The 23,885-nt window shown below is 41.8% G+C and carries 13 protein-coding genes and 1 pseudogene; 8 read left to right on the top strand and 6 right to left on the bottom strand.

Annotated elements, in window-relative coordinates; translation table 11 throughout:
- The coding region (locus Q1W14_RS13090) for a glycoside hydrolase domain-containing protein (RefSeq protein WP_300702057.1) at positions 1-390 on the top strand (390 nt) is incomplete at its 5' end.
- A 107-nt stretch (positions 391-497) separates the two neighbouring features.
- On the opposite strand, the gene Q1W14_RS13085 is transcribed toward Q1W14_RS13090, so the two are convergent.
- The 6 genes from Q1W14_RS13085 to Q1W14_RS13060 all read right to left on the bottom strand — a co-directional run bounded on the left by Q1W14_RS13085 (position 498) and on the right by Q1W14_RS13060 (position 11,030).
- Entirely contained in the window at positions 498-1,769 is a 1,272-nt protein-coding gene (locus tag Q1W14_RS13085) for a TolC family protein (protein WP_300702061.1), read from the bottom strand.
- 44 nt (positions 1,770-1,813) lie between these two features.
- The gene (locus Q1W14_RS13080; protein ID WP_300702055.1) at positions 1,814-4,846 is read right to left on the bottom strand and encodes an efflux RND transporter permease subunit; all 3,033 of its coding nucleotides are present in this window, start codon (positions 4,844-4,846) and stop codon (positions 1,814-1,816) included.
- Positions 4,847-4,930: 84 nt separating this feature from the next.
- Positions 4,931-5,983: an efflux RND transporter periplasmic adaptor subunit gene (locus Q1W14_RS13075; RefSeq protein WP_300702053.1), complete on the bottom strand. Its 1,053-nt coding sequence runs from the start codon at positions 5,981-5,983 to the stop codon at positions 4,931-4,933.
- An 83-nt stretch (positions 5,984-6,066) separates the two neighbouring features.
- Positions 6,067-8,394 carry a family 65 glycosyl hydrolase domain-containing protein gene (locus Q1W14_RS13070; protein ID WP_300702051.1) on the bottom strand — a complete coding sequence of 776 codons (2,328 nt, stop codon included), beginning with the start codon at positions 8,392-8,394 and terminating at the stop codon, positions 6,067-6,069.
- Positions 8,395-8,622: 228 nt separating this feature from the next.
- Positions 8,623-9,996, bottom strand: coding sequence for an SLC45 family MFS transporter (locus Q1W14_RS13065; protein ID WP_300702049.1), 1,374 nt, complete (start codon positions 9,994-9,996; stop codon positions 8,623-8,625).
- 23 nt (positions 9,997-10,019) lie between these two features.
- Positions 10,020-11,030 (bottom strand): LacI family DNA-binding transcriptional regulator, encoded by a 1,011-nt coding sequence (locus Q1W14_RS13060; RefSeq protein WP_366945764.1) that lies wholly within the window; start codon positions 11,028-11,030, stop codon positions 10,020-10,022.
- A 321-nt stretch (positions 11,031-11,351) separates the two neighbouring features.
- On the opposite strand from Q1W14_RS13060, the gene Q1W14_RS13055 reads away from it, so the two are divergent.
- The 7 genes and pseudogenes from Q1W14_RS13055 to Q1W14_RS13025 form a co-directional block, all read left to right on the top strand.
- On the top strand, positions 11,352-12,527 hold the full coding sequence (locus tag Q1W14_RS13055) for a glycosyl hydrolase 53 family protein (RefSeq protein WP_300702045.1): 1,176 nt from the start codon (positions 11,352-11,354) through the stop codon (positions 12,525-12,527).
- Positions 12,528-12,561: 34 nt separating this feature from the next.
- Positions 12,562-15,036: a beta-galactosidase GalB gene (gene galB / locus Q1W14_RS13050; protein ID WP_300702043.1), complete on the top strand. Its 2,475-nt coding sequence runs from the start codon at positions 12,562-12,564 to the stop codon at positions 15,034-15,036.
- 550 nt (positions 15,037-15,586) lie between these two features.
- A complete protein-coding gene (locus Q1W14_RS13045; RefSeq protein ID WP_300702041.1) occupies positions 15,587-18,598 on the top strand; it encodes a TonB-dependent receptor in 3,012 nt (1,003 codons plus the stop codon).
- Positions 18,599-18,616: 18 nt separating this feature from the next.
- A complete protein-coding gene (locus Q1W14_RS13040; protein WP_300702039.1) occupies positions 18,617-20,212 on the top strand; it encodes a RagB/SusD family nutrient uptake outer membrane protein in 1,596 nt (531 codons plus the stop codon).
- Between the two features lie 22 nt (positions 20,213-20,234).
- Positions 20,235-21,368 (top strand): SusF/SusE family outer membrane protein, encoded by a 1,134-nt coding sequence (locus tag Q1W14_RS13035; RefSeq protein ID WP_300702038.1) that lies wholly within the window; start codon positions 20,235-20,237, stop codon positions 21,366-21,368.
- Positions 21,369-21,397: 29 nt separating this feature from the next.
- Entirely contained in the window at positions 21,398-22,825 is a 1,428-nt protein-coding gene (locus Q1W14_RS13030) for a SusF/SusE family outer membrane protein (protein WP_300702036.1), read from the top strand.
- Positions 22,826-23,075: 250 nt separating this feature from the next.
- Positions 23,076-23,798, top strand: a pseudogene (locus Q1W14_RS13025) (alpha/beta hydrolase-fold protein); the annotation flags it as partial.
- Positions 23,799-23,885 lie beyond the last annotated feature (87 nt).

Genomic DNA, 23,885 nt, shown 5'->3' with positions numbered 1-23,885 from the left:
GTGATGAACCGTATGTACACTGCCGGTCCCGACGGTTATTGTGGTGATGAGGATAACGGTCAGACTTCTGCTTGGTATGTATTCTCTGCATTAGGTTTCTATCCGGTTTGTCCGGGTACGGATGAGTATGTATTAGGTGCTCCATTGTTCAAAAAAGCAACTCTGCATTTTGAGAATGGAAGAGATTTGACTATTTCTGCTCCCGATAATAGTGTTTCTAATCGTTACATCTATAAGTGCTCCGTTAATGCGAAACTGTGTGACAGGAACTTTTTATGTCATGAAGAACTCTTGGAAGGGGGACAGATTGATATTGTTATGTCGGCAGAGCCTAATAAATTGCGAGGGATATCTGATGAGGCTATGCCATACTCTTTTTCCAAAGAGTAAATATAAATTAGACAGGTAGTTTTTTAAGGATAGAAAGAGGATTGAAGCAATGGCAAAGTTAGGAGAGATTGTTATTTAAATTTCCCGACTTTGCCATTTATGTTATTTTATTCGCTTACCACCTTGCGGTACTCAGCTGCAGCCATCTTCGCTGCCAGATAGGCATTTATCAGATTATTATGCGCCTGAGTCCATGACAATTGTGCCGAAAGAACATCCACCATACTGGCTTTTCCTTCATTGTAGGAGAAGGTGGCCAGGTCCAGGTTTTCATCAGCTAGCGCCATATTCTCTTTGGCAGTCTTCACTTGTTGCTCTGTTTCGGTCAGTTTGGTATTGGCTGCGGAGAACTCTTCGAGAATACCGTCTGATATATAACTTTGTTGCAACTGCTGAATACCGATGTATGCCTTTTGCTGGCGGTTCGTCTTGAAACGGGCACCCCAACGGAAAATGGGAATACTTAGGTTAAGTCCGGCAATAGGAGTATGGACAACGGTCTGACCCATATATGCAACGCCGGTATCCCATCCTGTGGCCAAAAACATATTCAATTGCGGGTTGTACTTGCTAAGGGCGGCACGGCGTTGCGCTTCGCTCTTAGAGATGTTTACTTCTGTGCTGGCATAGTCTGCACGGCGGTTTAATACTTCGTCGAAGCTGAATTGTTGTACAGGTTCGCCTACAATACCAATATCACTCAGACTATCTACAGGTGCATCCGGTTTTACTCCCATAAGGATATTTAGTTGCTGCAAAGCCAGTGTATAGTTCTGACGAGCTTTGATAAACTGCAACTCAGCTTCTTTCTTACGGGTGGAAATCATCAGTAAGTCCGTGCGACTGATAGCACCGTCGGTGAAACGGTCGTTGATGATATTATATTGCTGGTTCACAATATCTTCGTATTGCTTGGCTGCTTTCAACATGGCATGAGCGGCAGAGGCATTCCAATAGATCGCATCACTTTGGTAGTTAATCTGATCCATAGTCAGTTCTTCGCTTAGTTGGGCCAGTTGCTCGTCAGCTTTGGCTATGTTCTTCTGAGCATTCAAGGCACCACCGGTATAGAGCGGCTGGCCTAAGGTTGCCAATGCCTGGTAGGTATATGGACGGTATTGTCCCGAAGGACTGTTCCACATATCCAGATGGTTCAAGTTGGCGGTACCCTCGGCAGTAATGTCTATTTTGGGAAGGAATCCGGTCATGGCTATTTTCCGGGCTTCCTTGCTTGCTATTGTATTCAAGCGTTGCTGCTTAAGTATCTGGCTATATGCCGCCACTTTATCCCGATAGGCTTCCCGACTGAGGTATGTCTCCTGTGCCCCGGCATTGATACCGAGGCAGAGTAGAGATATGATAAGTATATTCGTTTTCATCATTCAAATAATAAATAGTAAATTGTCAAATAGTAAATAAGACATCATCCCTTAATCTTATGTATGGCGCAATAAGCTACCGGCAACACGAACAGCGTCAGTACGGATGCAACTAACAAACCACCCATAATCGTAGCCGCCATACCACCGAACATTGCATCAAACAATAGTGGCAACATACCAAGAATCGTTGTACCCGATGCCATCGCTACAGGAATAATACGGCTGGTCGTAGCGGTGATAACGGCTTCACGAGGAGCTTTACCGGCGGCAGTTTCTATGTCTATCTGATCGATCAATACAATAGCGTTCTTGATATTCATACCGATCAATCCCAGCAAACCGAGGATGGCAAAGAAGTCGAAAGATTTGCCTAATACCAACAGTCCCAATACAACTCCGATGAAAATCAAAGGCAGCATCAGCAGTATGACAATAGGCTTCTTGTAGGTACGGAACAGGAACAAGAGGGTGATGAACATCAACATAAACGTCAGCGGCATGTTGGCAGCCAATGCTTCATTGGATTCTACCTGGCTTTCCTGCTCGCCAAAGTACTTCATGGTATAACCTTCGGGTACTTTTATTTCATTCTGTACTTTCGACCATATCTTGTTGAATGCTGCTGTGGAATTCACACCACGTCGAGGGTCGGCTTGTGCCATCATTACCATTTCGCGGTTGTAGTCCTTCACATTGCTGAACTTGTACTGGAAGTCGAATTCACTGATTACTTGCTCAAGCGGTGTAGTTTCTTGGGTTGAACCGAATACAGGCAGCGTACGCATATCGTTGATTCTGAAAGAGTCGAAAGAATTACCTTTCAGTAAGATAGGCAATACTTGGTCGCCCTCACGGAACTCACCTAATGTCATGCCACTGGTACCGATTTGAATGCTCTGTGCCATGCTTTGACGCGAAACACCCAATGGCTGTGCACGTTCAGGACTATAGATGGGTTTCCATACCGGGATCTTGTTACCCCATGAATTGCGTATATTAATCAGCTCCGGATCCTGGTGCATTATCTCCAATGCCTGGTTGGTGAGCATAACCAATGTATCTACATTGTTGCCGATGAAACCTATTTCAATAGCAGCATCCGTGGCAGGAGAAAGCTTGAACAGCGTAGCACGAGTGATGGCATTGGGATAATTCGCCTTCATATACTCATCGAAATTTTGTTCATACTCCTTGGTATATTTGCTGTCAGTCAGTTCTATCAGTACGTTGGCAAAGTTAGGCTTCGGACCTACCGAGGTAGATGCCAGGTAGTAGCGTAGCGGAGTACTACCCATAGTAACTGATACGCGTTTTACTTCCGGCAATTGCATCAGGTGAGCTTCTACTTTCTTCATCTCTTTTTCCACGTCACGGATGCTGTAACCTTCCGGATAGAATATATCCGCACGGAAGTAGGGCTTGTCCAATGAGGGGAAGAAGTTCTGTGGCATCAATCCCATAACTACCAATGAGGTGATAAATAATACGACGATGGTAGTAATAGTCAATACTTTCTTTTTAATCAGAACACCTAGGATGGAGGCGAACTTATGATAGAAAGGCTTGTCGAAAGGGTCTTTTCCTGCATCATCAGATTTCGCCTTTAAGATGAAGTTACCGAAGGTAGTGGTCTGCGTAAGTGCCAACACCCAACTGAGTCCTAACGAAATGGCAAGCACTATAAAGAGTGGCTTCACGATTTCGGCTACAGCAGAAGGAGCCAGATAGAGCGGCAAGAACGAGCAGACTGCAATAAATGTAGCGCCCAATAAGCCCCATTGCGGTCCGGTAGCTCCGCTTATCAATGCTTTGCGGCGTTCCATACCTCGGGCAATGGCTATTTGCGCATTGTCTGTTACCACAATGGCATTGTCCACCAACATACCCATGGCAATGATAAATCCTGCCAGAGACGTTCGGTTCAATCCCACTCCCATGAACGACATGATGAGTAGTGTACCTCCGATGGAGAATACCAGCGAAGAACCAATCAATACGCCGGCACGCATACCCATTACCAACATAATGATGACGATAACGATCAGAATGGATTCTATCAGGTTGATGATAAATCCGTTGTTCGCTTCTTTGGCAATCACATTCTCAGGATATAAGCTTACCATCTCCAAGCCGATAGGTACAAGCGGAAGTATCTGAGCGAGCTTTTGGTCAACGAGTTCACCCGTCAGTACAACGTCCTTGGTAGGGTCGGTAGAAACACCGATACCGATGGCACGTTTCCCGTCTACACGCATGATGTTGCTGGGCGGGTCCATATATCCTTTCTCCACTTCGGCGATATCTCCTAGTTTGAATTGTCCGGATGGAGTAGTAATCACTTGATTACGAATATCGTTGATGGTAGTAAATGTTCCATTGGCAACAATGCGTAATTGCTGGTCACCGGCATTGATTTCACCGGTATTGATAATCTGGTTCTGCGATTGCAATAATTGCGCCAGTTGCTTCGGGTCGATCCCCATTCCTGCCAGTTTATTAACAGAGATGAATATATTAATGACCTCCGTTTGCGTACCAAACAAAGCAACCTTCATAACTCCATCGGCAGTCACTACTTGCGTTTTGATACGTTCGGCCCAGTTGCGCATCTCTTCGTAGGAGAAGCCATCATCTGCTACCAATCCGTAGTAGATACCGAATACATCTCCGAAGTCATCGGAAACTGTGGGAACGGAAGCGCCCGCCGGTAATTGTGGCTGTATATTGAGTACTTTGCGTCTCAGCTCATCCCATTTCTGTGGAATAGATTCGGCAGAGAGTGAAGGCTGCAGTTCAAACGTAATCTTGGACATCCCGTACATGGACTCCGATTTGATTTTATAGACTCCGTTCATACTTTGTATTTCGCGAGAGATAGGTTCAGTAATGAGGCGCTCTACCTCGGCAGGCTCTGCACCCGGATAGCGGGTCATGATGACCGCTGATTTAATGACGAAGGGTGCATCTTCTTTCTTTCCTAATTCGCCGAATGAATACACACCCCCGATTAGCAACACAGCAAGAAAGAAGTAGATTATCTTCGTGTTGTCTAAGGCATATTTTGCTAGGTTCATAATAGTTATGTTATAAAGTGATAGGTGATATTATTATAAAAGTGGTAAGGCAGTGTGATAAAAGTTCATCACTTTGATGCCTCATTACTTTATCACTTTAATAGTTTCTCCTTCCACCAATTGGTGTACTCCGGCTATAACGATGGTATCGTCCGGTTTCAGTCCGGCAGAAACAAGCACATTGGCTTCTCCGGTCGGAGTGTAAACAGTCACTTCACGGCGACTTACTTTGTTGTTATCCACCACCCAGACATACGTCTTATTACTTCCATTTTCGCTGAATATTGCGCTCATGGGCACATCAATCATCTTTTCTTCAAGGAAAGGACCTATTTCGGATGCCAGCATGATATTACAAGTAAAGCCCGGCTTTACATCGTACAGTGCTCGGTCGAATGCAGGATCATCAATGGTGATTGTGACAGGAATACCTGTACCGTCTGTAGAGATATCGAGATACTCTTCCAACTTGGCCTTGAACTGTTTCCCTTTGTAGGTGTCGAACTCAACTTTGTAATTCTGATCTTTGGCGCGAAGCAGATAGAGGTAGGCATCGGGCACGGTAAACTTGATGCGCAACTTTTGTGTATTCACCAGTTGCACAATACCTTCACCGGAGTTGACACGCTGATAATTCTCTACGAGACGCTTCTCAATAGAGCCGTCGAAAGGAGCGGTGAGTTTTGCGTCACGCATGTTGTTACTGGATAATTCATAAGCCGATTTAGCTTTCTGATAGTTGGCTTCACTGATTTCGGCCTCTTGTACAGAGATAGCCTGGCGTGCCAATAGTCGTTTGTTACGTTCCACCTGAGCGGCTGCGGTTTCATAAGCGGCTTTGTCGGCTGCATATTGCAGAGAGATGTCACGAGGATCAATAGCGGCAATCAATTGCCCTTTCTTCACTTTCTGTCCTTCAACAACCGGCAGGTTAATGATTTGTCCACTAACCCGGAAAGCAAGTTTCACATATTCCACAGCTTCTACTATACCGGAAAAGTCTTTCCGGATAACCGATTGTGAACTAACCGTTGCGGTTTTAACTGGTCGGACGAAAGCCTCTTTGGCTTCTTTCTTTTGCCCGCACGATGTGATAAGCACAGTCGCAATGAGGGCGAGCAGATACATCTTTTTCATTTACTAACAAATATTAGTTATTCAATTTCGGGGCGCAAAGATGTAGAAACCCAAAGCACATATTAAAACTCCATAGGCTAACATTACCCTTTGTTAACTACATCCTTTTTCTTGATCTCTAAATTTACGCCTTGTTTGAGAATATAAACGTTTTGATACACATCTATGTTCAGTTCGGTACCCGTAATGAGTGAAATTTCTATATTCTTTCCTACATGTATGGATAAGGTGTTTTCTAAGTAGTTGATTTTAAATGAGTAACTATCCCATTTTTCTGGAATGACAGGTGATAAACTTAATACATCTCCACGTATTTGTAATCCGGCAAAACCGCGCACTATAGCTAACCAACTACCAGGCATACTGGTGATATGAAGTCCTTGGTCAGTTTCATTGTTATAATCGTCCAAGTCAAGGCGGGTAGCATGTATAAAGAGTTGGTAAGCTTTTTCTACTTCACCAATGCGTGCGGCTAAAATAGAATGTATATGTGGCGATAGAGAAGATTCGTGTACTGTCATAGGTTCATAGAACTCAAAGTTTCGTCGGATTGTTTCCGTATCAAAGCTAAAGTAATAAAGGTATAGTCCGAGTAATACATCACTTTGCTTGATGTAACAAGAACGGAGAATACGATCCCATGACCAATGTTGGTTGATGGGGCGCTCTTCCATCGGAATGGCATCAACACTTTTCAGAACTTTATCCATGTAGCCGTCATTCTGGATAAAGATACCATGCTCGGTATCTTCGGGTAAGTACATACGGACGATGATATCTTTCCAATGATCACTCTCTTCTACTTGGTTGAGATTGGTAACGCGGCGAACGCGGGCATATTCATCAGGATATTTCCGGGCTATAAGTTCTAGGTAGCTAAGGGTAGTGGTGAGGCATCGTATACATGAAAAATTTGTGTACCAATTGTTATCTATGTTATTTTCATACTCGTTCGGTCCGGTAACTCCAAGTATCACGTACTTTTGTTTAGGCTGAGAAAAAGAAACGCGCTGGCTCCAGAAACGGCTTACCGCAATCATTACTTCCAAACCGTATTTGGCAATATAATCCAACGTACCGGTTAAAGTAGCATGTTGGGCAATGGCATAAACAATGATATTGTTACGGTGAATCTCTTCGAAGGTTATTTCCCATTCGCTGTGGCACTCTTCGCCGTTGTTTGTTACTTGTGGAAAAAGAGCGGCACCATTGTTGAAACCTAACTTTTTGGCATTCTCTATCGCTTTAGGCAGTTGGTTATAGCGGTATATCAATAGATTTTTTGCAATTTTCTTGGAAGTGGAGAGTAGAAAAAAGGGCACACAACAAAGTTCGGTATTCCAATAGGTATTACCACCGTATTTTTCTCCGGTGAAGCCTTTCGGACCAATGTTCAGACGTGGATCATCACCACGATAAGTTTGATAAAGTTGGAAAATATTATATCGTAAGCCTTGCTGTGCTTCCGGATCACCTTGAATAACAATGTCAGCTTCATCCCAAATGTCTTTCCAGGCTTGGCAATGATTATTCAGCAGTGTATCCCAACCAATTGCTTTTGCTTTCTGGGCTTCAGCGATAGACACATCTATCAAATCCTGTCGTTCATAGTAAAGCGAAGAGAGGATGGCTGTATATTTAATGAGCGTTATTGTATCACCCGGTTTTATGTCGGTGCCTATGCTGAAACCGACTTGTTTTTCTTTTTCTATGCGTATGGGATTGGCAATTGTTTCTTTATTATTTTTAAGAAACTGGTAAGTCATGGCATAGCACACCTGTGCGTCTTCCCGACGGGTTTGTGTCCAGAGATAAGCACATTCACCGGTAGCGCCGGAACGTAGTATATTCCATATTTTTTCGTTAGGATATTCTGTATCATCTACTATATGTCCATCAATGATGGGCACAAGAGAAACTCTACCGGTATAGTTGATGGAAGTTACGCTGTATTTTATGTGACAAAGATTAGGGTGAGCCATATTGGTAATATGCTCCACATGGATACTGAGCTTGTTACCTCTGGGTGATGTAACTTCGACATCCCGGTAGGATACTCCTTCTTTCATATCCAGACGTCGATTGAAACTATCCACATCCCATTGTGCCAGATCCAGTTCCTCATCGATGAGGCGTAGACTGATCCGGCTCCAGTCTGCTGCATTGGGAATGCGGGTATAGAACTGTGGAAAGCCGTTTTTCCACCATCCTACGCGTGTTTTATCCAAAAAAGTGATACCTGCCACAAAGGAACCACGGTAGCTATCGCTATGATAAGGCTCTTCAAAATTTCCTCGTTGCCCGAATCTGCCGTTTCCGAGGCTGAATATACTTTCGGACATTCGTTGGTATTCAGCGTGAAAATTGTCTTCTATAATGTTCCATTCATCGGTCTTTAGATATTTCTTCATGGCATGTTTTTCTCTGGTTATTGCGGTAAAGATAGACAAATAAACGGATAAACGGCAAAGATGAGAAAAAAAGAAGACAAAAAATATATAATAGATAAGAAGCGCCTTGCTCCTCACCGACAAACGCCCCGTTCCTCGGTGAGGAGCAGGGCGTTTGTCGGTGAGGAAGGAGGTGTTTCACGGTGGGGAACAAGTACCCCCTTTCAGAATATGTTCTGGCAAGGATTATCAATTCATTTGCTCTCCTTTGGTTTCTTTGATTAAAAATACACATGCAGCACCGATTATCAACATAAATCCGGCAGTGATCAGCATGTTGATTTCGGGAGGTAAAGCACCTTCAGGGGTATATAAGGAAAGTATGGTTCCACCCAAAGTTGCAGCTACTATTTGCGGGATACAGATGGTACCGTTGAACAGGCCCAGGTAAGTACCCATGTGTCCGCCGGATAATGCATTGGTCAGGATAGTGAATGGCAATGCCAGCATAGCAGCCCATGCGCAACCTATAAGTATGAAGGATACGAATAACATGTATTGGCTGTGTACAAAATAAGTAGAAATAAAGCCTACACCTCCTAATATAAGACTGAGCATGTAAACAAACCGGCGATCCTTGAACATCGGAATGCAAATAGCCCAAAGAACTGAGCCAATAGCTTGTACGGCAAACAGTACACCTACCCAATTGGCAGCTTCCTGATATTGCAAGCTCTTGGTATCGAGTACCACTCTGGTAATGCCATCTACCACATGTTCTACGGTAGGAGCGCCGAATACATTGGATGCGATACTTCCATTGGTATACGTCCACATAAACATAAAGGCGAACCAGCAGAAGAACTGTACTAATCCCACTGTCCAAAAAGCCTTTGGGGCTTTTACAAGCAGTTTTAGCATATTAGTCTTCTCATGTTCTTCTTTTTCTGTGATGCCATGATATTCGGCATATTCAGCCGGGGGCATCTCTTTCACCTTGACAGTGGTATAGATGACGCAGAAAATCAAAATAGCAGCACCTATATAAAATGAGTAAATTACAGAGTCGGGTACAACACCTTGCGGTGCGGTGTTACTGATACCTATCCATGCAAAGATGAAAGGGAACAAATATCCTACCAAACTACCAGCATTACAGAGAAAGCTTTGGATAGAATAGGCGAGTCCTTTTTGTTTTTCATTCACCATGTCACCCACCATCATCTTAAAAGGTTGCATAGCCATATTGATAGAAGTGTCGAGGAACATTAATGATACTAAACCGAAAATCATAGCTGTACTTACCATCATACCGAAACTACCGGCATTGGGCAGTAGGCACATGACCAGCACCGCTACCAGCGAACCGATGAACAAATAAGGAATACGACGTCCGAAGCGTGTCCAGGTTTTATCACTCGCAGCACCTACTATAGGTTGTACGATAATACCTGCCAAAGGAGGCAATATCCAGAAGTAACTTAAATTATGAGGGTCTGCGCCTAAGGTTGAGAAAATTCGGCTGATATTTGCACTTTGCAAGGCATACGCAATCTGTACACCAAAAAAACCGAAGCTGATGTTCCACAACTTCCAAAAACTTAAATCGGGTTTTACTTTCATGGTTATAATTATGGTATTAAAATTTATTTTGTTGTTCCTCTTACTACTAGATTGGTACGTACAATTTTATTGGCGCTTTTCTCTTTGCCTTCCAGTTTATCTACCAAGATGCTGAAAGCGCTTTTACCTACTTCCTCGCCGTGTTGTTCCACTGTGGTCAACTTAGGGTCGGTACTCTGGGCAATGGCTCCGTCGGTAAATCCGCAGATAGAAACCTCGTCGGGAACCTTCACGCCTACAAGTTTGCAGGCGTAGAGAATGCCCGATGCCGTTTCGTCGTTGATGGCAAAGAAACCGTCGGGACGGTTCGCGCTTTCCAATAAGTCGGGAGTCAGCGCAATGGCACGCTCTCGGGTGTCGCAAAGCAGTATCATGCTATCATCTACCGGAATCTTATATTTTTTCATGGCATCCAGATAACCGTTACGACGGTTCTTGGTAATTTCCAGATGCGGGGAAGCGCCATAGAATAGGATGCGTTTACAGCCGGTCTGTATCATGTATTCCACGGCGGCGAAAGAGCCGGCATAGTCATCTACCACCACACGTTCGGTTTTCAGCCCGGTACAGATGCGGTCGTAGAAGACAATGGAAATATTGTTTTGCAGTAACTCCTGGTAATGGTCGTATTGTGCGGTATCTTTAGCTAAAGAGGCGATTACTCCGCAGACACGTGCGGCAAGGAAAGAATGTACAATCTTCACTTCCTGCTCGTATGATTCATTGCTTTGGGCCACAATAATATTATAACCAGCTTCGGCTGCTGACTTTTCAATGCCGCTTAGTACGCATGAGAAAAAATGATGTACCAGTTGCGGAACGATGACTCCAATCGTATTGCTTCGGCTGGCTCGCAGGTTAACGGCAAGTACATTAGGCTTGTAGTTGTGTTCGCATGCATAGGCATGGATAAGGTCACGGGTTTCCTTGCTGATATCCGGATTGTCTTTGAGCGCTCTCGATACGGTAGAAGGAGAGACGTTCAATGCACGGGCAATATCCTTGATGGTTATCTGCGGTTTGTTCATGAGTATTTTACTTAGTTTCAGCCAAAGATAATGCAAACCGAAAGCAGTACAAAATAAGTAGGCTTATTTTTAGTGCGAAAGTATAGCTTATCTTCATTCAAAGGTTATTGGAATAAGAATACATATCTGAGAATAAAAGGTATGCATCATTATTCCGATTGCAAAAATAATGGAATAAGGCATAATATGCTTATTCGTTGAATTATATCGGATTATAAGTTTGTGCAAACGATTGCGTATGTTGGTCTTTTGCTAAAATATAAAGTAAATTCGGTGCATACATTCTATTTTCTTATATTTGCAGAGTATGACTTAATTGTAATTACTATGAAATGCATGAGATGGCTTCCCTTCTTTTTCAGCTTCGCTTTTGCCGTATTGGCATGTAGCGGTAAAAATGATTCCAACCCTGACGGTGGTAAAGAACCGGATAATGGAGGGACAACTACTTCAACTTTTGCTAAAGGTGCCGACATCAGTTGGGTGACAGAGATGGAACACAAGGGCATGAAATTCTATAATGCTTCCGGGGTAGAGACGGATTGTTTTCAACTGATGAAGGTACTCGGCTTGAATGCCGTTCGTCTTAGGGTATGGGTTGATCCCAAAGAACATGGTAATTGGTGCAATACTGCTGATTTTGTGGCAAAGGCCAAGCGCGCCAAGGATTTGGGCATGGATGTGATGGTCGATTTTCATTATAGCGACTGGTGGGCAGATCCGGGGCAGCAACATAAACCGGCTGTTTGGAAAGGATTAAACCTTGCCGATTTGAAGAAAGCCATTGCCACTCATACTACTGATGTGCTTAATGCACTGAAGTCTGAGGGCGTAACACCCAAATGGGTACAAGTGGGCAATGAAATCCGTCCGGGAATGTTATGGGATGAAGATGTTGCTTTGAGTGGGGCGTCATACGATGTGAGAGAATGTGATGTAAAAGACTCCGGTAGCATTTCTACCAAAGTGAAATATCCTAAGAACTTAGCTAATCTGGCAGCTTTCATCAATGCGGGCTATGATGCGGTGAAAACTGTCTTCCCGAATACCATCGCTATTGTTCATTTGGATAATGGCTACGATCAATCCTTGTATACTTGGTTCTTCGATGAATTGAAGAAGAACGGTGGAAAGTGGGATATGATAGGTATGTCACTTTATCCCTACTGGACGATGCTTGAGTATAAAGATTATACACCTGAGAAGACCATTACGGATTGCATAGAGAATATAAAAAAGGTGAGTGCCAAATATAATTGCGATGTGATGGTAGTGGAAACCGGTATGGAGTGTGCCGACGACGACGGTAAGTTGGTAAGTACCTCTATTCTGACAGAAGGGAAACGCCAACTGGCACGCATCTTGAAGGAATGTAAGGAGAAGACGAACGGTCGTTGCAAGGGAGTGTTCTACTGGGAACCGGAATGTAGACCGAGTCAATATCGGTTGGGAGCATTTACCGAGAACGGCTATCCCACTGTGATAATGGATGCTTTTAAATAAATATTTTAATAACATTATATCTTTTATAGTAGAAATGAAACGGACAATACTTATTTTTTCTTACTGCTTTCTTTTTTCTTTGATAGCAATGGCACAACGCAGCGTGTCGCAGCTTGAAAAGAACTGGAAGTTTACCAAAGGGGATGTGCCTGAAGCTGCACAGGTTAACTTTGATGATAGTAAATGGGAAACAGTGACTATTCCTCACGATTGGGCAATTTTCGGTCCTTTCGATCGTAACAATGACTTGCAGAATGTAGCGGTTACACAAAACTTTGAACAGAAGGCATCCGTTAAGACCGGACGTACAGGTGGTCTGCCTTATGTCGGTATCGGTTGGTACCGGAATGAATTTGACTGCCCCGCCGGCAAACAGGTTACTTTGGTGTTTGACGGTGCCATGAGTGAGGCACATGTCTATGTCAATGGAAAAGAAGCTTGCTTCTGGCCTTTTGGCTATAATTCTTTCCATTGCGATGTTACGAACTTTTTGAATGCCGACGGCAAAGATAATATATTGGCAGTGCGTCTGGAAAATAAACCGCAGTCTTCGCGTTGGTATCCGGGCGCTGGTTTATATCGTAATGTACATGTGGTTGCAACGGAGAAGGTGCATGTACCGGTCTGGGGAACTCAACTGACTACTCCGCATGTTGCTGACGATTATGCTTCTGTACGTTTGTCGACTACTATAAATGGAGCCGGTGATGAAAATATCCGTGTGCTGACGGATATAGTTTCACCCGAGGGCAAAGTGGTTGCTTCTAAAGATAATACCCGCAAGATAAATCATGGACAACCGTTCGAACAGAATTTCTTGGTAAATACTCCTGCCTTATGGTCACCGGAGACACCTTATTTATATAAGGCGATTTCTAAGATTTATGTAGATGGCAAACAAGTGGACGAATACACCACTCGTTTCGGTATTCGCAGTATTGAGATTGTGGCTGATAAAGGTTTCTTTCTAAATGGTAAACATCGCAAATTCCAGGGTGTTTGTAACCATCATGATTTAGGTCCGTTGGGTGCTGCCATCAACGTGGCTGCTCTTCGCCGACAACTCACCTTATTGAAAGATATGGGATGTGATGCCATACGTACTTCTCATAATATGCCTGCTCCCGAATTGGTGGAACTTTGTGATGAAATGGGCTTTATGATGATGGTAGAACCTTTCGATGAATGGGATATTGCTAAATGTACGAATGGTTATCATCGCTATTTTAATGACTGGGCAGAAAAAGATATGGTGAATATGTTGCGTCATTATCGTAATAACCCATGTGTCGTGATGTGGAGTATTGGCAACGAAGTACCCACTCAGTGTAGTCCCGAAGGCTATAAAGTAGCTTCTTTCCTACAGAATATCTGCCATCGTGAAGATCCTACCCGTCCTGTAACTTGTGGTATGGATCAGGTTTCTTGTGTACTTGAAAACGGTTTTGCTGCGATGATAGATGTACCCGGTCTCAACTACCGTGCTCATCGTTATATGGAATCATATAAGAATCTGCCTCAGAATATTATTCTCGGATCAGAAACAGCTTCTACGGTTAGTTCACGTGGAGTCTATAAATTTCCTGTAGAGAAACGTGCGAGCATAAAATACGACGATCACCAGAGTTCGGGATATGATGTGGAATGTTGCTCTTGGTCTAATATTCCTGATGTGGACTTTGCGTTGGCCGATGATTATGATTGGACGATTGGGCAATTCGTTTGGACGGGTTTTGATTATTTGGGCGAACCATCTCCATACGATACAGATTCTTGGCCGAGTCACAGTTCTGTATTTGGAATAATCGATTTGGCAAGTCTTCCCAAAGATCGGTATTACTTATATCGTAGTGTTTGGAACAAGGAAGCCAATACTTTACACGTTCTTCCTCACTGGACATGGCCGGGTAGGGAAGGAGAGAATACTCCCGTCTTTGTATATACCAATTATCCTAGTGCCGAATTGTTTGTCAATGGTAAAAGCTTTGGCAAACAGCGCAAACTAACAATTGAAGAGAGCCGTGCTTTGGAAAGCAAAGATTCACTCGCTTTGGAACGCCGTTATCGCCTGATGTGGATGGATGTTCCATACGAACCGGGTGAAATAAAGGTAGTGGCATACGATAAGAATGGTAAGTCTGTCGAAGAGAAAGTCGTTCGCACAGCCGGTAAACCCCATCATCTGGAAGTGATAGCAGATCGTACTCAGCTTTCTGCCGATGGAAAAGACTTAGCATATATTACAGTTCGGGTAGTTGATAAAGATGGTAATCTTTGTCCGGCAGATAATCGTATGGTTAGTTTCTCTGTGAAAGGGTCTGGACGATATCGTGCGGCTGCCAATGGAGATGCCACTAGTCTTGATTTATTTCATTTACCCCAGATGCCAGCATTCAGTGGGCAACTGACAGCCATTGTTCAAAGTGGAGAACAAGGCGGTGAAATTATATTCGAGGCTAAGGCTAAGGGAGTAAAATCAGGTAAACTTATTCTTTCTACTTTGAAATAGTAGTACAAGGATTTATTTTAGAAGAATTTCTCATCCCTATTTTGTTTGTTTTTGCAAATGAAATAGGGATGATTTGTTCTGTTAATAATTATCCTTACAATCTTTTTATAGTAAATCATCCATATCTTAGGGCTACACCATTTGCATAAAAAGGTGTAGCCCTGAGTACAAAAGGGTGTAGCCATTTGAAATAAAAGGTGTAGCCCTTTTTTGAATGGCGCTAGAATAGGCTGTAACCTTGATTTTTGCATTCTGTCTAGTGAAAAGGGCGAAGAAGAAATATATATAAAATGTTTATATGTATTATTGAGTGCAACAATATCTATTAAGTTCATCCCTCTCGTACTTTATCTTATGCAACCTTATGCAATCGTTTGCATTCTTGCAACTGCATATTTTATACATTCCTTATACTTTTCTAATCTAATAAAGCATATTTTTGCTTCATCATGTTATAGGTACTTGAAAAACTTTTGTGAGTAAAGATAGCGAAATTTATTTTCGAATATATATAGGTAATTAATATTGTTAACTTTAATTTATTAAATGCATGAAGCAAGTAAATCTTAGAATCTATCGAATGATTCTTCCCCTTTTATTAGGGTTATTCTTGTCAGTAGGCGCTTATGCACAGAACATCACCGTGAAAGGGCATGTAAAAGATGCTATGGGTGAGGTGATAGGTGCAAATGTCGTGGAAAAAGGTAATGCTGCGAATGGTACAATCACTGATTTGGATGGTAATTTTACATTGACGGTTCCTAAGGGGGCTACATTGGTTGTCTCTTTTATTGGCTACAAATCTCAAGAGGTAGCTGCCACTCCTTCAGTAATTGTGACGTTGCAAGACGATTCGGAATTGTTAAATGAAGTTGTCGTTATCGGTTATGGTACGGCGAAGAAAAACGACATGACTGGTTCTGTTACTGCCATGAAACCGGATGCAATCAACAGAGGTCTTACGACGAATGCGCAAGATATGATTACCGGTAAAATAGCTGGTGTAAATATTGTCTCTAACGACGGTGCTCCAGGCGCTGGCGCTGAGATTCGTATTCGTGGTGGTGCTTCTCTGAATGCTTCTAGTGATCCGTTGATAGTTATTGACGGTTTGGCAATGGACAATAATAATGTAAAAGGTTTGTCTAATCCTTTATCATTGGTTAATCCTAATGATATTGAAAGCTTTACTGTGTTAAAAGATGCCTCTGCTACAGCAATTTATGGTTCTCGCGCATCTAATGGCGTAATTATTATTACTACAAAGAAAGGTACTTCAGGTGCTCGTCCACGTGTATCTTATGCAGGTAATGTATCTTTAAGTGCAGTAAGGAAGACAGCCGATGTTATGAGCGGTGATGAATTCCGTGCTTATGCTCAGAAATTGTATGCAGACAACCCCGATGTACTAAATGCTATGGGCGATGCGAATACAGACTGGCAGGATCAAATCTATCGTACAGCCATCAGCCATGATCACAATATTACAGTCTATGGTGGTTTGAAGAATATGCCTTATCGTGTGTCTTTGGGATATACCAATCAGAATGGTATTTTGAAGACTAGTAACTTCGAACGTTATACAGCTTCATTCAATTTAAGTCCGTCATTGTTTGAAAAGCATTTGACGATTAACCTGAATGCAAAAGGTATGATTGCTAAGAACCGTTATGCTGACGGTGGTGCTGTAGGTGCAGCTGTGTCTATGGATCCTACGCAATCTATCTACTCAAACAATGAAGAATTTGGCGGTTATTTCCAATGGAGTGTTCCCGGTACGGAGTTGAAGGATCAAAATCCCAACAGACCTTATGTAAATAGCTTGGCTACAAAGAATCCGCTTGCAATGCTAGAACAAAAGGACGACCGCGCTAATTCTAAATCATTTGTGGGTAGTGCTGAATTCGATTATAAAGTACATGGTTTGGAAGACCTCCGTTTACACTTAAACTTAGGTGGAGATTTCTCTACAGGTAAGCAAACTACTAATATCTCTCCTTTCTCTGGTACAAACAACTATTATGGCTTTTACAAGTTCGATACAGAAGATAAGTATAACATGTCTTTAAGTGCTTATGCTCAATACTCCAAAGATTTCAATAACCAGCATTTTGATATAATGGGCGGTTATGAATGGCAACATTTCCATCGTGAAGGTTCTTATGAACAATACGGTATGTACCCTTCTACCAATACTGTGAAACCTAATGAACAATACTTACCGGAAGGTAAGGCATGGAAGACTGAAAGTTACCTTGTCTCTTTCTTCGGACGTTTGAATTATAGCTTATTTGATCGCTATCTAATTACTGCTACTCTGCGTGATGACGGTACTTCTCGTTTTTCTAAAGATAATCGTTGGGCATTGTTCCCCTCTATTGCTTTAGGATGGAGAGTCAAGGAAGAAGCCTTCATGAAAGATATAGATGTGCTCTCTGATTTGAAACTGCGTTTGGGATATGGTATCACCGGACAGCAAAATATTACCGATAATGACTTCCCATATCTACCTACTTATGTAGCTAACATATCCGGTGCTTACTATTATTTCGGAAACGAAAAGTATAACCTTTCTCGTCCGGATGCCTATAACACCAATTTGAAATGGGAGCAAACTACTACTTGGAATGCCGGTATTGATTTCGGTTTGTGGAACAATCGCTTATCTGGTTCGTTTGACTTCTACTATCGTGAAACAAAAGACTTGATTAATAACGTATCTGTATCAGCTGGTTCTAACTTCAAGAATAAGGTACTGAGTAATGTGGGTACAATGAATAATAAGGGCTTGGAATTCTCTATTAATTATAAGCCGATTGTTTCTAATGATTGGAATTGGGATCTTGGATTTAATTTAACTTATAATAAAAATAAGATTACGAAACTGACATCTGGATCAGGAGAAGGCTATTATGTTCCGGTAGGTGGCATTTCAGCCGGTACGGGTGGTAATGCACAGGCTCATAAGGTAGGCTATCCTGCATTCTCATATTATGTTTACCAACAGGTATATGATACAGATGGCAATCCAATTGAAAACTTGTTTGTAGATCGTGACGGCAATGGTGTTATTAATGATGATGACAAGTACATTTACAAGAAAAAGGATGGAGATGTATTTATGGGATTCACTTCCAAACTGATTTACAAAAGTTGGGACTTCAGTTTCTCACTTCGTGCCACATTGAATAATTATGTATATAATGATGTATTCGCGAACAATGCAAATGTATCTTCTTCAGGAATATGGTCGACCAGCGGATTCTTCTCAAACAGACCGAAGAATGACATTGCTTTAGGTTGGAAAGGAACGGGTAACTATGTATTCTCCGATTATTTTGTACAGAATGCCTCTTATTTGAAATGTGATAATATAACATTGGGCTATTCATTCAAGAACCTCTTTGGTGCCAAGATAGAAGGACGTGCTTACCTGACAGCGCAGAATGTATTTACCATTACCGGTTACGACGGTTTGGATCCGGAAGTGAAAGATGGTATTGATAATAACTTCTATCCACGTCCTTTCGTTGGAGTATTTGGATTAACTCTTAATTTCTAATATTAAAAAGCAAAGTATATGAGACTGAAATATTTTAAAACGATTATACCGGCAACAGCTCTTGCTTTATCAATGAATTTGTCTTCATGTATAGGCGATTTGGATACAACTCCTATCGACCCGAATGTAAGTACCGAATTTATGCAAGACGAAGTGTTTGCCAAGATTTATGCAACAATGGGACTTACCGGTCAACAAGGACCTGCTGGTAATGGTGACGTAGCCGATCTTGATGAAGGTACTTCCGGGTTTTACCGATTGATTTGGAACTTTAACGAACTTCCTACTGATGAGGCTCTTTGTTCATGGGGTGATGTGGGTATTCCGGAATTGAATTTTGCCCGTTGGTCATCTGGTCATGATCAGTTAGCTGGTCTTTATGGACGTTTATTTTTCGATGTTACCTTGTGTAACCACTTTTTGGAAAAAACAGAAGGACAGACTGATGATAAAGGTATTAAGCAACGTGCTGAAGCTCGTTTTATGCGTGCATTGAACTATTATTATTTACTTGATTTCTTCGGTAATGTTCCTTTCACAGAAGTTGTGGCAAGTGCGCCTCCTCAGCAGATAAAGCGTGCTGATTTGTACGCATATGTTGAAAAAGAACTTAAAGAGATAGAAAATGATATGTATGAGCCTCGTCAAGCTCCTTATGGTCGTGCTGATAAAGCAGCTGTTTGGTTGTTGCTTTCCCGTCTTTATCTAAACGCAGAAGTTTATTCTGGTAAAGCGCAGTGGACAGAGGCTGCCAATTATGCAAAGAAGGTTATGGATTCTTCTTATAAGTTGGCCAGTGATTATAAAGTTCTTTTCATGGGTGACAATGACTTGAATGAAGATGCTATGCAGGAAATTATACTTCCTATCCGTCAGGATGGTGTTAATACACAATCTTATGCGGGAGCTTCTTTTTTGATCGCTTCCACACACACCAAAGGTATGGGTTCTTGGGGTACTAGTGAAGGCTGGGGAGGTAATCGTGGGCGTATGGCATTAGCTAAGAAATTCTTTGCCGACGGTAAGTTGCCCGAGAAATCAGAGAATACCGCTGCTGCAGCTGGTGATGATCGTGCTATCTTTGTGACTTATGGAGAGTTTTTGAATGATAAAGAAGAAATTGAAAAATTTGAAACAGTTCTTCCTATCAAGGATTGGAATACCTTCAAACATGGTGTGGCTGTAGCAAAATTCTCGAATGCTTATTCCAATGGTGGCACCCCTTCTAATTCCATTTTCGTAGATATGGACGTACCTTTTATGCGTGCAGCCGAAGCATACCTTACTTATGCTGAAGCAACGTTGCGTGCAGGCGGTGATAAGAATTTTGCCAAAGATGCTGTTAATGAGTTGCGTAAACGTGCCAATGCGGCAAAACTGACAGATATAACACTCAATGACATTTTGGATGAAAAGTGCCGGGAGTTCTATTTTGAAGCACAGCGTCGTACCGACTTGGTTCGTTATGGATACCTTACCAGCGGTAATTATCTTTGGGATTGGAAAGGTGGAACGGCTGACGGTGTAGGTGTCTCTGCTATTTATAATTTGTTACCTATTCCGGCTACAGATATGAATGCTAATGAAAACCTTGTTCAGAATCCTGGTTATTAATCTCATTAATAAAGAATTTAATATGAAAAAGTTAAATATATTCTTATGTTTTATATTGGGGCTTATCGCTTTTTCTTCTTGCGATGAGGACAGAGACTCCAATCCCACTTATCAGAAACCGACAACGTTCGATCTGAATACCCCCAAATATGTGAATGCCGAATATGACTTGGCCGATGCAAGAGCTATTATGTTGACTTGTTCGCAACCTGATTACGGTTTTGCCGCTCCGGTAGTATATACGGTGGAAATTGCTACAAAAGAAGATTTCTCTGATTATGCTATATTGCCTACTGCTTATACAACTGCTCGTATGGAAGTGAGTGCTAAAGAAATGGCAGTAGCTATTGTTCCTTTATTGGGAGTAGAAACAAAGGAAGACTTTCCGACATCTGCTTTTCCTGTATATGTTCGTTTAAAAGCATCTATTTCTGATGCTCCGGAAGGTAATGAGATACGCTCAAATGTCATCACTTTGCCGAAGGTGAAGAGTTACTTTGCTCTGGAAGACATGAAATTACCTCAGGCTCTTTACGCTATTGGTGACTTCTGTGAATGGAATTGGGATAAAGCAACTTCAATGATACCGGTAAATGGTAATCCTGATAAGTTCTGGGCTATGATATGGTGTGAACAAGGTAAGGGACTTAAGTTCAATACGGCGACTTCTTGGAATGGCAGCCAGTTTGGTGTGGCAGATAATGTTACAATTAATGGAATTGGCTTCGATAAGAGTGATGATGGAAATATTGTATTTAAAGAATCTTCTTGGCATCTGGTTATGATAACTGTGGCAATCAATGGTCGTAGCTATGATTATACTGTTGACTTCATGGAACCTGCAATTTATGTGTTTGGAGTTGCCAATGGTGGTGCTTTTGCTGCTGATGATAAGTGGAAATTTGCAGTACCAACTAAAGGCGATGGCGAGTTTGTATCTCCTGCTTTAGCAGCTGATAGTGCTGGTGATGGAGATGATTGTTTACGTGTTTGTGTAGTATTATCCCCAAATATTGATTGGTGGAGATCGGAATTCATATTCTTTGATGGTAAGATTGCTTATCGTGGCAATGGTGGCGACCAAGATCGTATTGGCTGTAAGAAAGGACAAAAGGTTTATCTGGACTTCAGTAAAGGGACAGGTCGTTGCGAATAAGTAACTCAAACATTAAAAATCGCATTAAGATGAAAAAATTAAGTTTATATATAATGTCGATCCTTGCGGTAGGTCTGATGACTGCTTGTACAGAGGATTTCAATGAGGGAGTTTTCCCACAAACAAATGAACAAGAAGATTTGCAGTCATACGAAGGCTTGGTGGTAGAAACCGGAGCTGACTTTAAGGCTGATCTTGACTTGTCGGCAAAAGCTGCTGCCGACACCTTGTATGTAATAACAACGAAAGATGCTCCTGCCATGAACCCGTATTCTGCTATGGATTATGTGCTTGAGGTCTCAAATACAGAAGGTTTCGATAAGAAAGTAGAACTGGAAGCAGCAACAGGTTATGTATTGGTTGATGAACTGAATACAGCTTTCCGTACGTTATTTGGTAAATCTCCGAAACAAAGAGATATGTACGTTCGCTTCCGTGCCTATATATCCGAGGGTGAAGCACGTGTTCGTTGTGGTGAGTTTGTGGGTTCAAGTGTGGTGAAGGTGACTCCTATTCCTATGGACCTTCCGACAATAGAATCTACTTATTATCTGATAGGTGATGTTGCCGGTGGTTGGGATGCAGATCATTTGCTCAAGTTGTCTCACAGTGATGCGGATGTGTATGATGATCCCGTCTTTACTATTACTTTTCAAACACCGAAAGACAAATCATACTTTAAGATTGTTCCAGAGTCTGCTATTCCAGCATTATCTGGCGATTGGGCAGGTGTAATGGGCTGTGAAGTAGATGGTTCTATAGATTTGGAAGGAAAGATAGTTTCTGTTAATCCGCAAGCTATTCAGATTGAAAAGCAGCAATGGGTACGTGTTAAACTTAACATGATGGATTTACAATACACAATTGAGTTATTAGGTGAGGTAAGTCCCTACATGTGGGTGCCGGGTAACCATCAAGGATGGAGTCCTGCGACTGCACCTCAGCTTTATTCTGCTACTATGAATATGATTTATACTGGGCATCTTTATCTAGATGGTGGTTTTAAGGTGAATGAAACTCCCGACCCGGCTTGGGTGGGTGATCATGGATATGATTATTTCACCACTAAATCCCCTAATATAACTTCCAGTTCTGATAATAATTTAGTAGTTGATCCTAGCTTTTATTATCTGACTGTAGATATGAATACTTCTACTATTAATGCTGTAAAAGCGGAATGGGGTCTCATTGGTAGTGCTACAGCTGGTGGCTGGGATACAAGTACTGCGATGACATATGATAAGGCTACTAATTGTTGGTCGGTAACAACTGATATGGTAAAAGGTGAGTTCAAATTTCGCGCTAACAATAGTTGGGATATTAATATGGGTGGTACAGTCGGTAAACTAATTTTTAATGATTCCAATAATTTGACTTTAGATGATGCCGGTAACTATACCATTAAGCTCTATTTGAGTAATGATGATGCTAGTTATTGCACTTTGACAAAAAATTGATTGGGTTTCCGATATTGATAGAGAGAGTATGCCGAAAGACATACTCTCTCTATTTATAAAGTGATAAATCAGAGTAGCCGAATATTGTGGAAATAACTAATTTGCGTGAAACTTCTTTCTTTTGGTGCACAATAAGTTTTATTGGCTTCAATTTTGAGACTACTGGATAGAAGTGGAAAGTCACACTTGCCGGAGAGCATTTGGACAGTGGATGGTGTTCTTGTAATAATATTATCTTATTTTATATGCTATGAATATTAAAACTTTATTTTTATTATTTGCTTTGTTATTAAGTCAATCGGGCGCTGCCAAGCAAACTGTATCGTCAGGACGACTGGTTGAATACCCTGAATTTAAGTCTTCTATTATTTCTTCGCGTGATGTTTTTGTTTGGTTACCTTCAGACTATTCAGAAAAGAAAAAATACGATGTCATTTATATGCACGATGGACAAATGCTTTTCGATGGCACTAATACTTGGAATAAACAAGATTGGGGAGTTGATGAAGTTGTGGGCAAATTGCAGGATGAGAAAAAAATCAAATCTTGTATTGTAGTAGGAATTGCCAACATTGCAAAAAGCCGTTATGAGGATTATTTCCCACAGAAAACTTTGCAATACTTGTCAAATGAGAATATTTCCAAAGATATTCATTTTAATGCTGATAACTATCTTCGTTTTCTGGTGGAAGAGGTCAAGCCGTTTATTGATAAAGAATATTCTACAAACAAAGGGTGCAATAGTACATTTGTCATGGGGTCGAGCATGGGTGGACTTATCTCTCTTTATGCAATTTGCGAATATCCGGATGTATTTGGAGGGGCTGCTTGTTTATCAACACATGTGCCAATGATACTAAGTAACGATGGAATGGCGAAAGAAAAGGCAGATAAATGGTCTGAAGCGTTTCGTAGTTATCTTGATGAAAAGCTTCCCAAAGCAAATAGCCGGTTGATTTATATGGATAGAGGTGATGCGACATTGGATGCCTATTATCCACCTTATCAGGATGAACTGGACAAATTGATGCAGCGCAAAGGATGGAATGAACCTATGTGG

The organism is Bacteroides sp. (assembly GCF_030151085.1).
Lineage (GTDB): Bacteria > Bacteroidota > Bacteroidia > Bacteroidales > Bacteroidaceae > Bacteroides.
Note: the sequence above shows the minus strand (reverse complement) of the source record. Positions and strands in the feature narration are given on the sequence as shown.

Coding starts and splice junctions, on each gene's coding strand:
- Q1W14_RS13085 (WP_300702061.1), bottom strand. CDS start 1,769: ATGAAAACGAATATACTTATCATATCTCTACTCTGCCTCGGTATCAAT.
- Q1W14_RS13080 (WP_300702055.1), bottom strand. CDS start 4,846: ATGAACCTAGCAAAATATGCCTTAGACAACACGAAGATAATCTACTTC.
- Q1W14_RS13075 (WP_300702053.1), bottom strand. CDS start 5,983: ATGAAAAAGATGTATCTGCTCGCCCTCATTGCGACTGTGCTTATCACA.
- Q1W14_RS13070 (WP_300702051.1), bottom strand. CDS start 8,394: ATGAAGAAATATCTAAAGACCGATGAATGGAACATTATAGAAGACAAT.
- Q1W14_RS13065 (WP_300702049.1), bottom strand. CDS start 9,996: ATGAAAGTAAAACCCGATTTAAGTTTTTGGAAGTTGTGGAACATCAGC.
- Q1W14_RS13055 (WP_300702045.1), top strand. CDS start 11,352: ATGAAATGCATGAGATGGCTTCCCTTCTTTTTCAGCTTCGCTTTTGCC.
- galB (WP_300702043.1), top strand. CDS start 12,562: ATGAAACGGACAATACTTATTTTTTCTTACTGCTTTCTTTTTTCTTTG.
- Q1W14_RS13045 (WP_300702041.1), top strand. CDS start 15,587: ATGAAGCAAGTAAATCTTAGAATCTATCGAATGATTCTTCCCCTTTTA.
- Q1W14_RS13040 (WP_300702039.1), top strand. CDS start 18,617: ATGAGACTGAAATATTTTAAAACGATTATACCGGCAACAGCTCTTGCT.
- Q1W14_RS13035 (WP_300702038.1), top strand. CDS start 20,235: ATGAAAAAGTTAAATATATTCTTATGTTTTATATTGGGGCTTATCGCT.
- Q1W14_RS13030 (WP_300702036.1), top strand. CDS start 21,398: ATGAAAAAATTAAGTTTATATATAATGTCGATCCTTGCGGTAGGTCTG.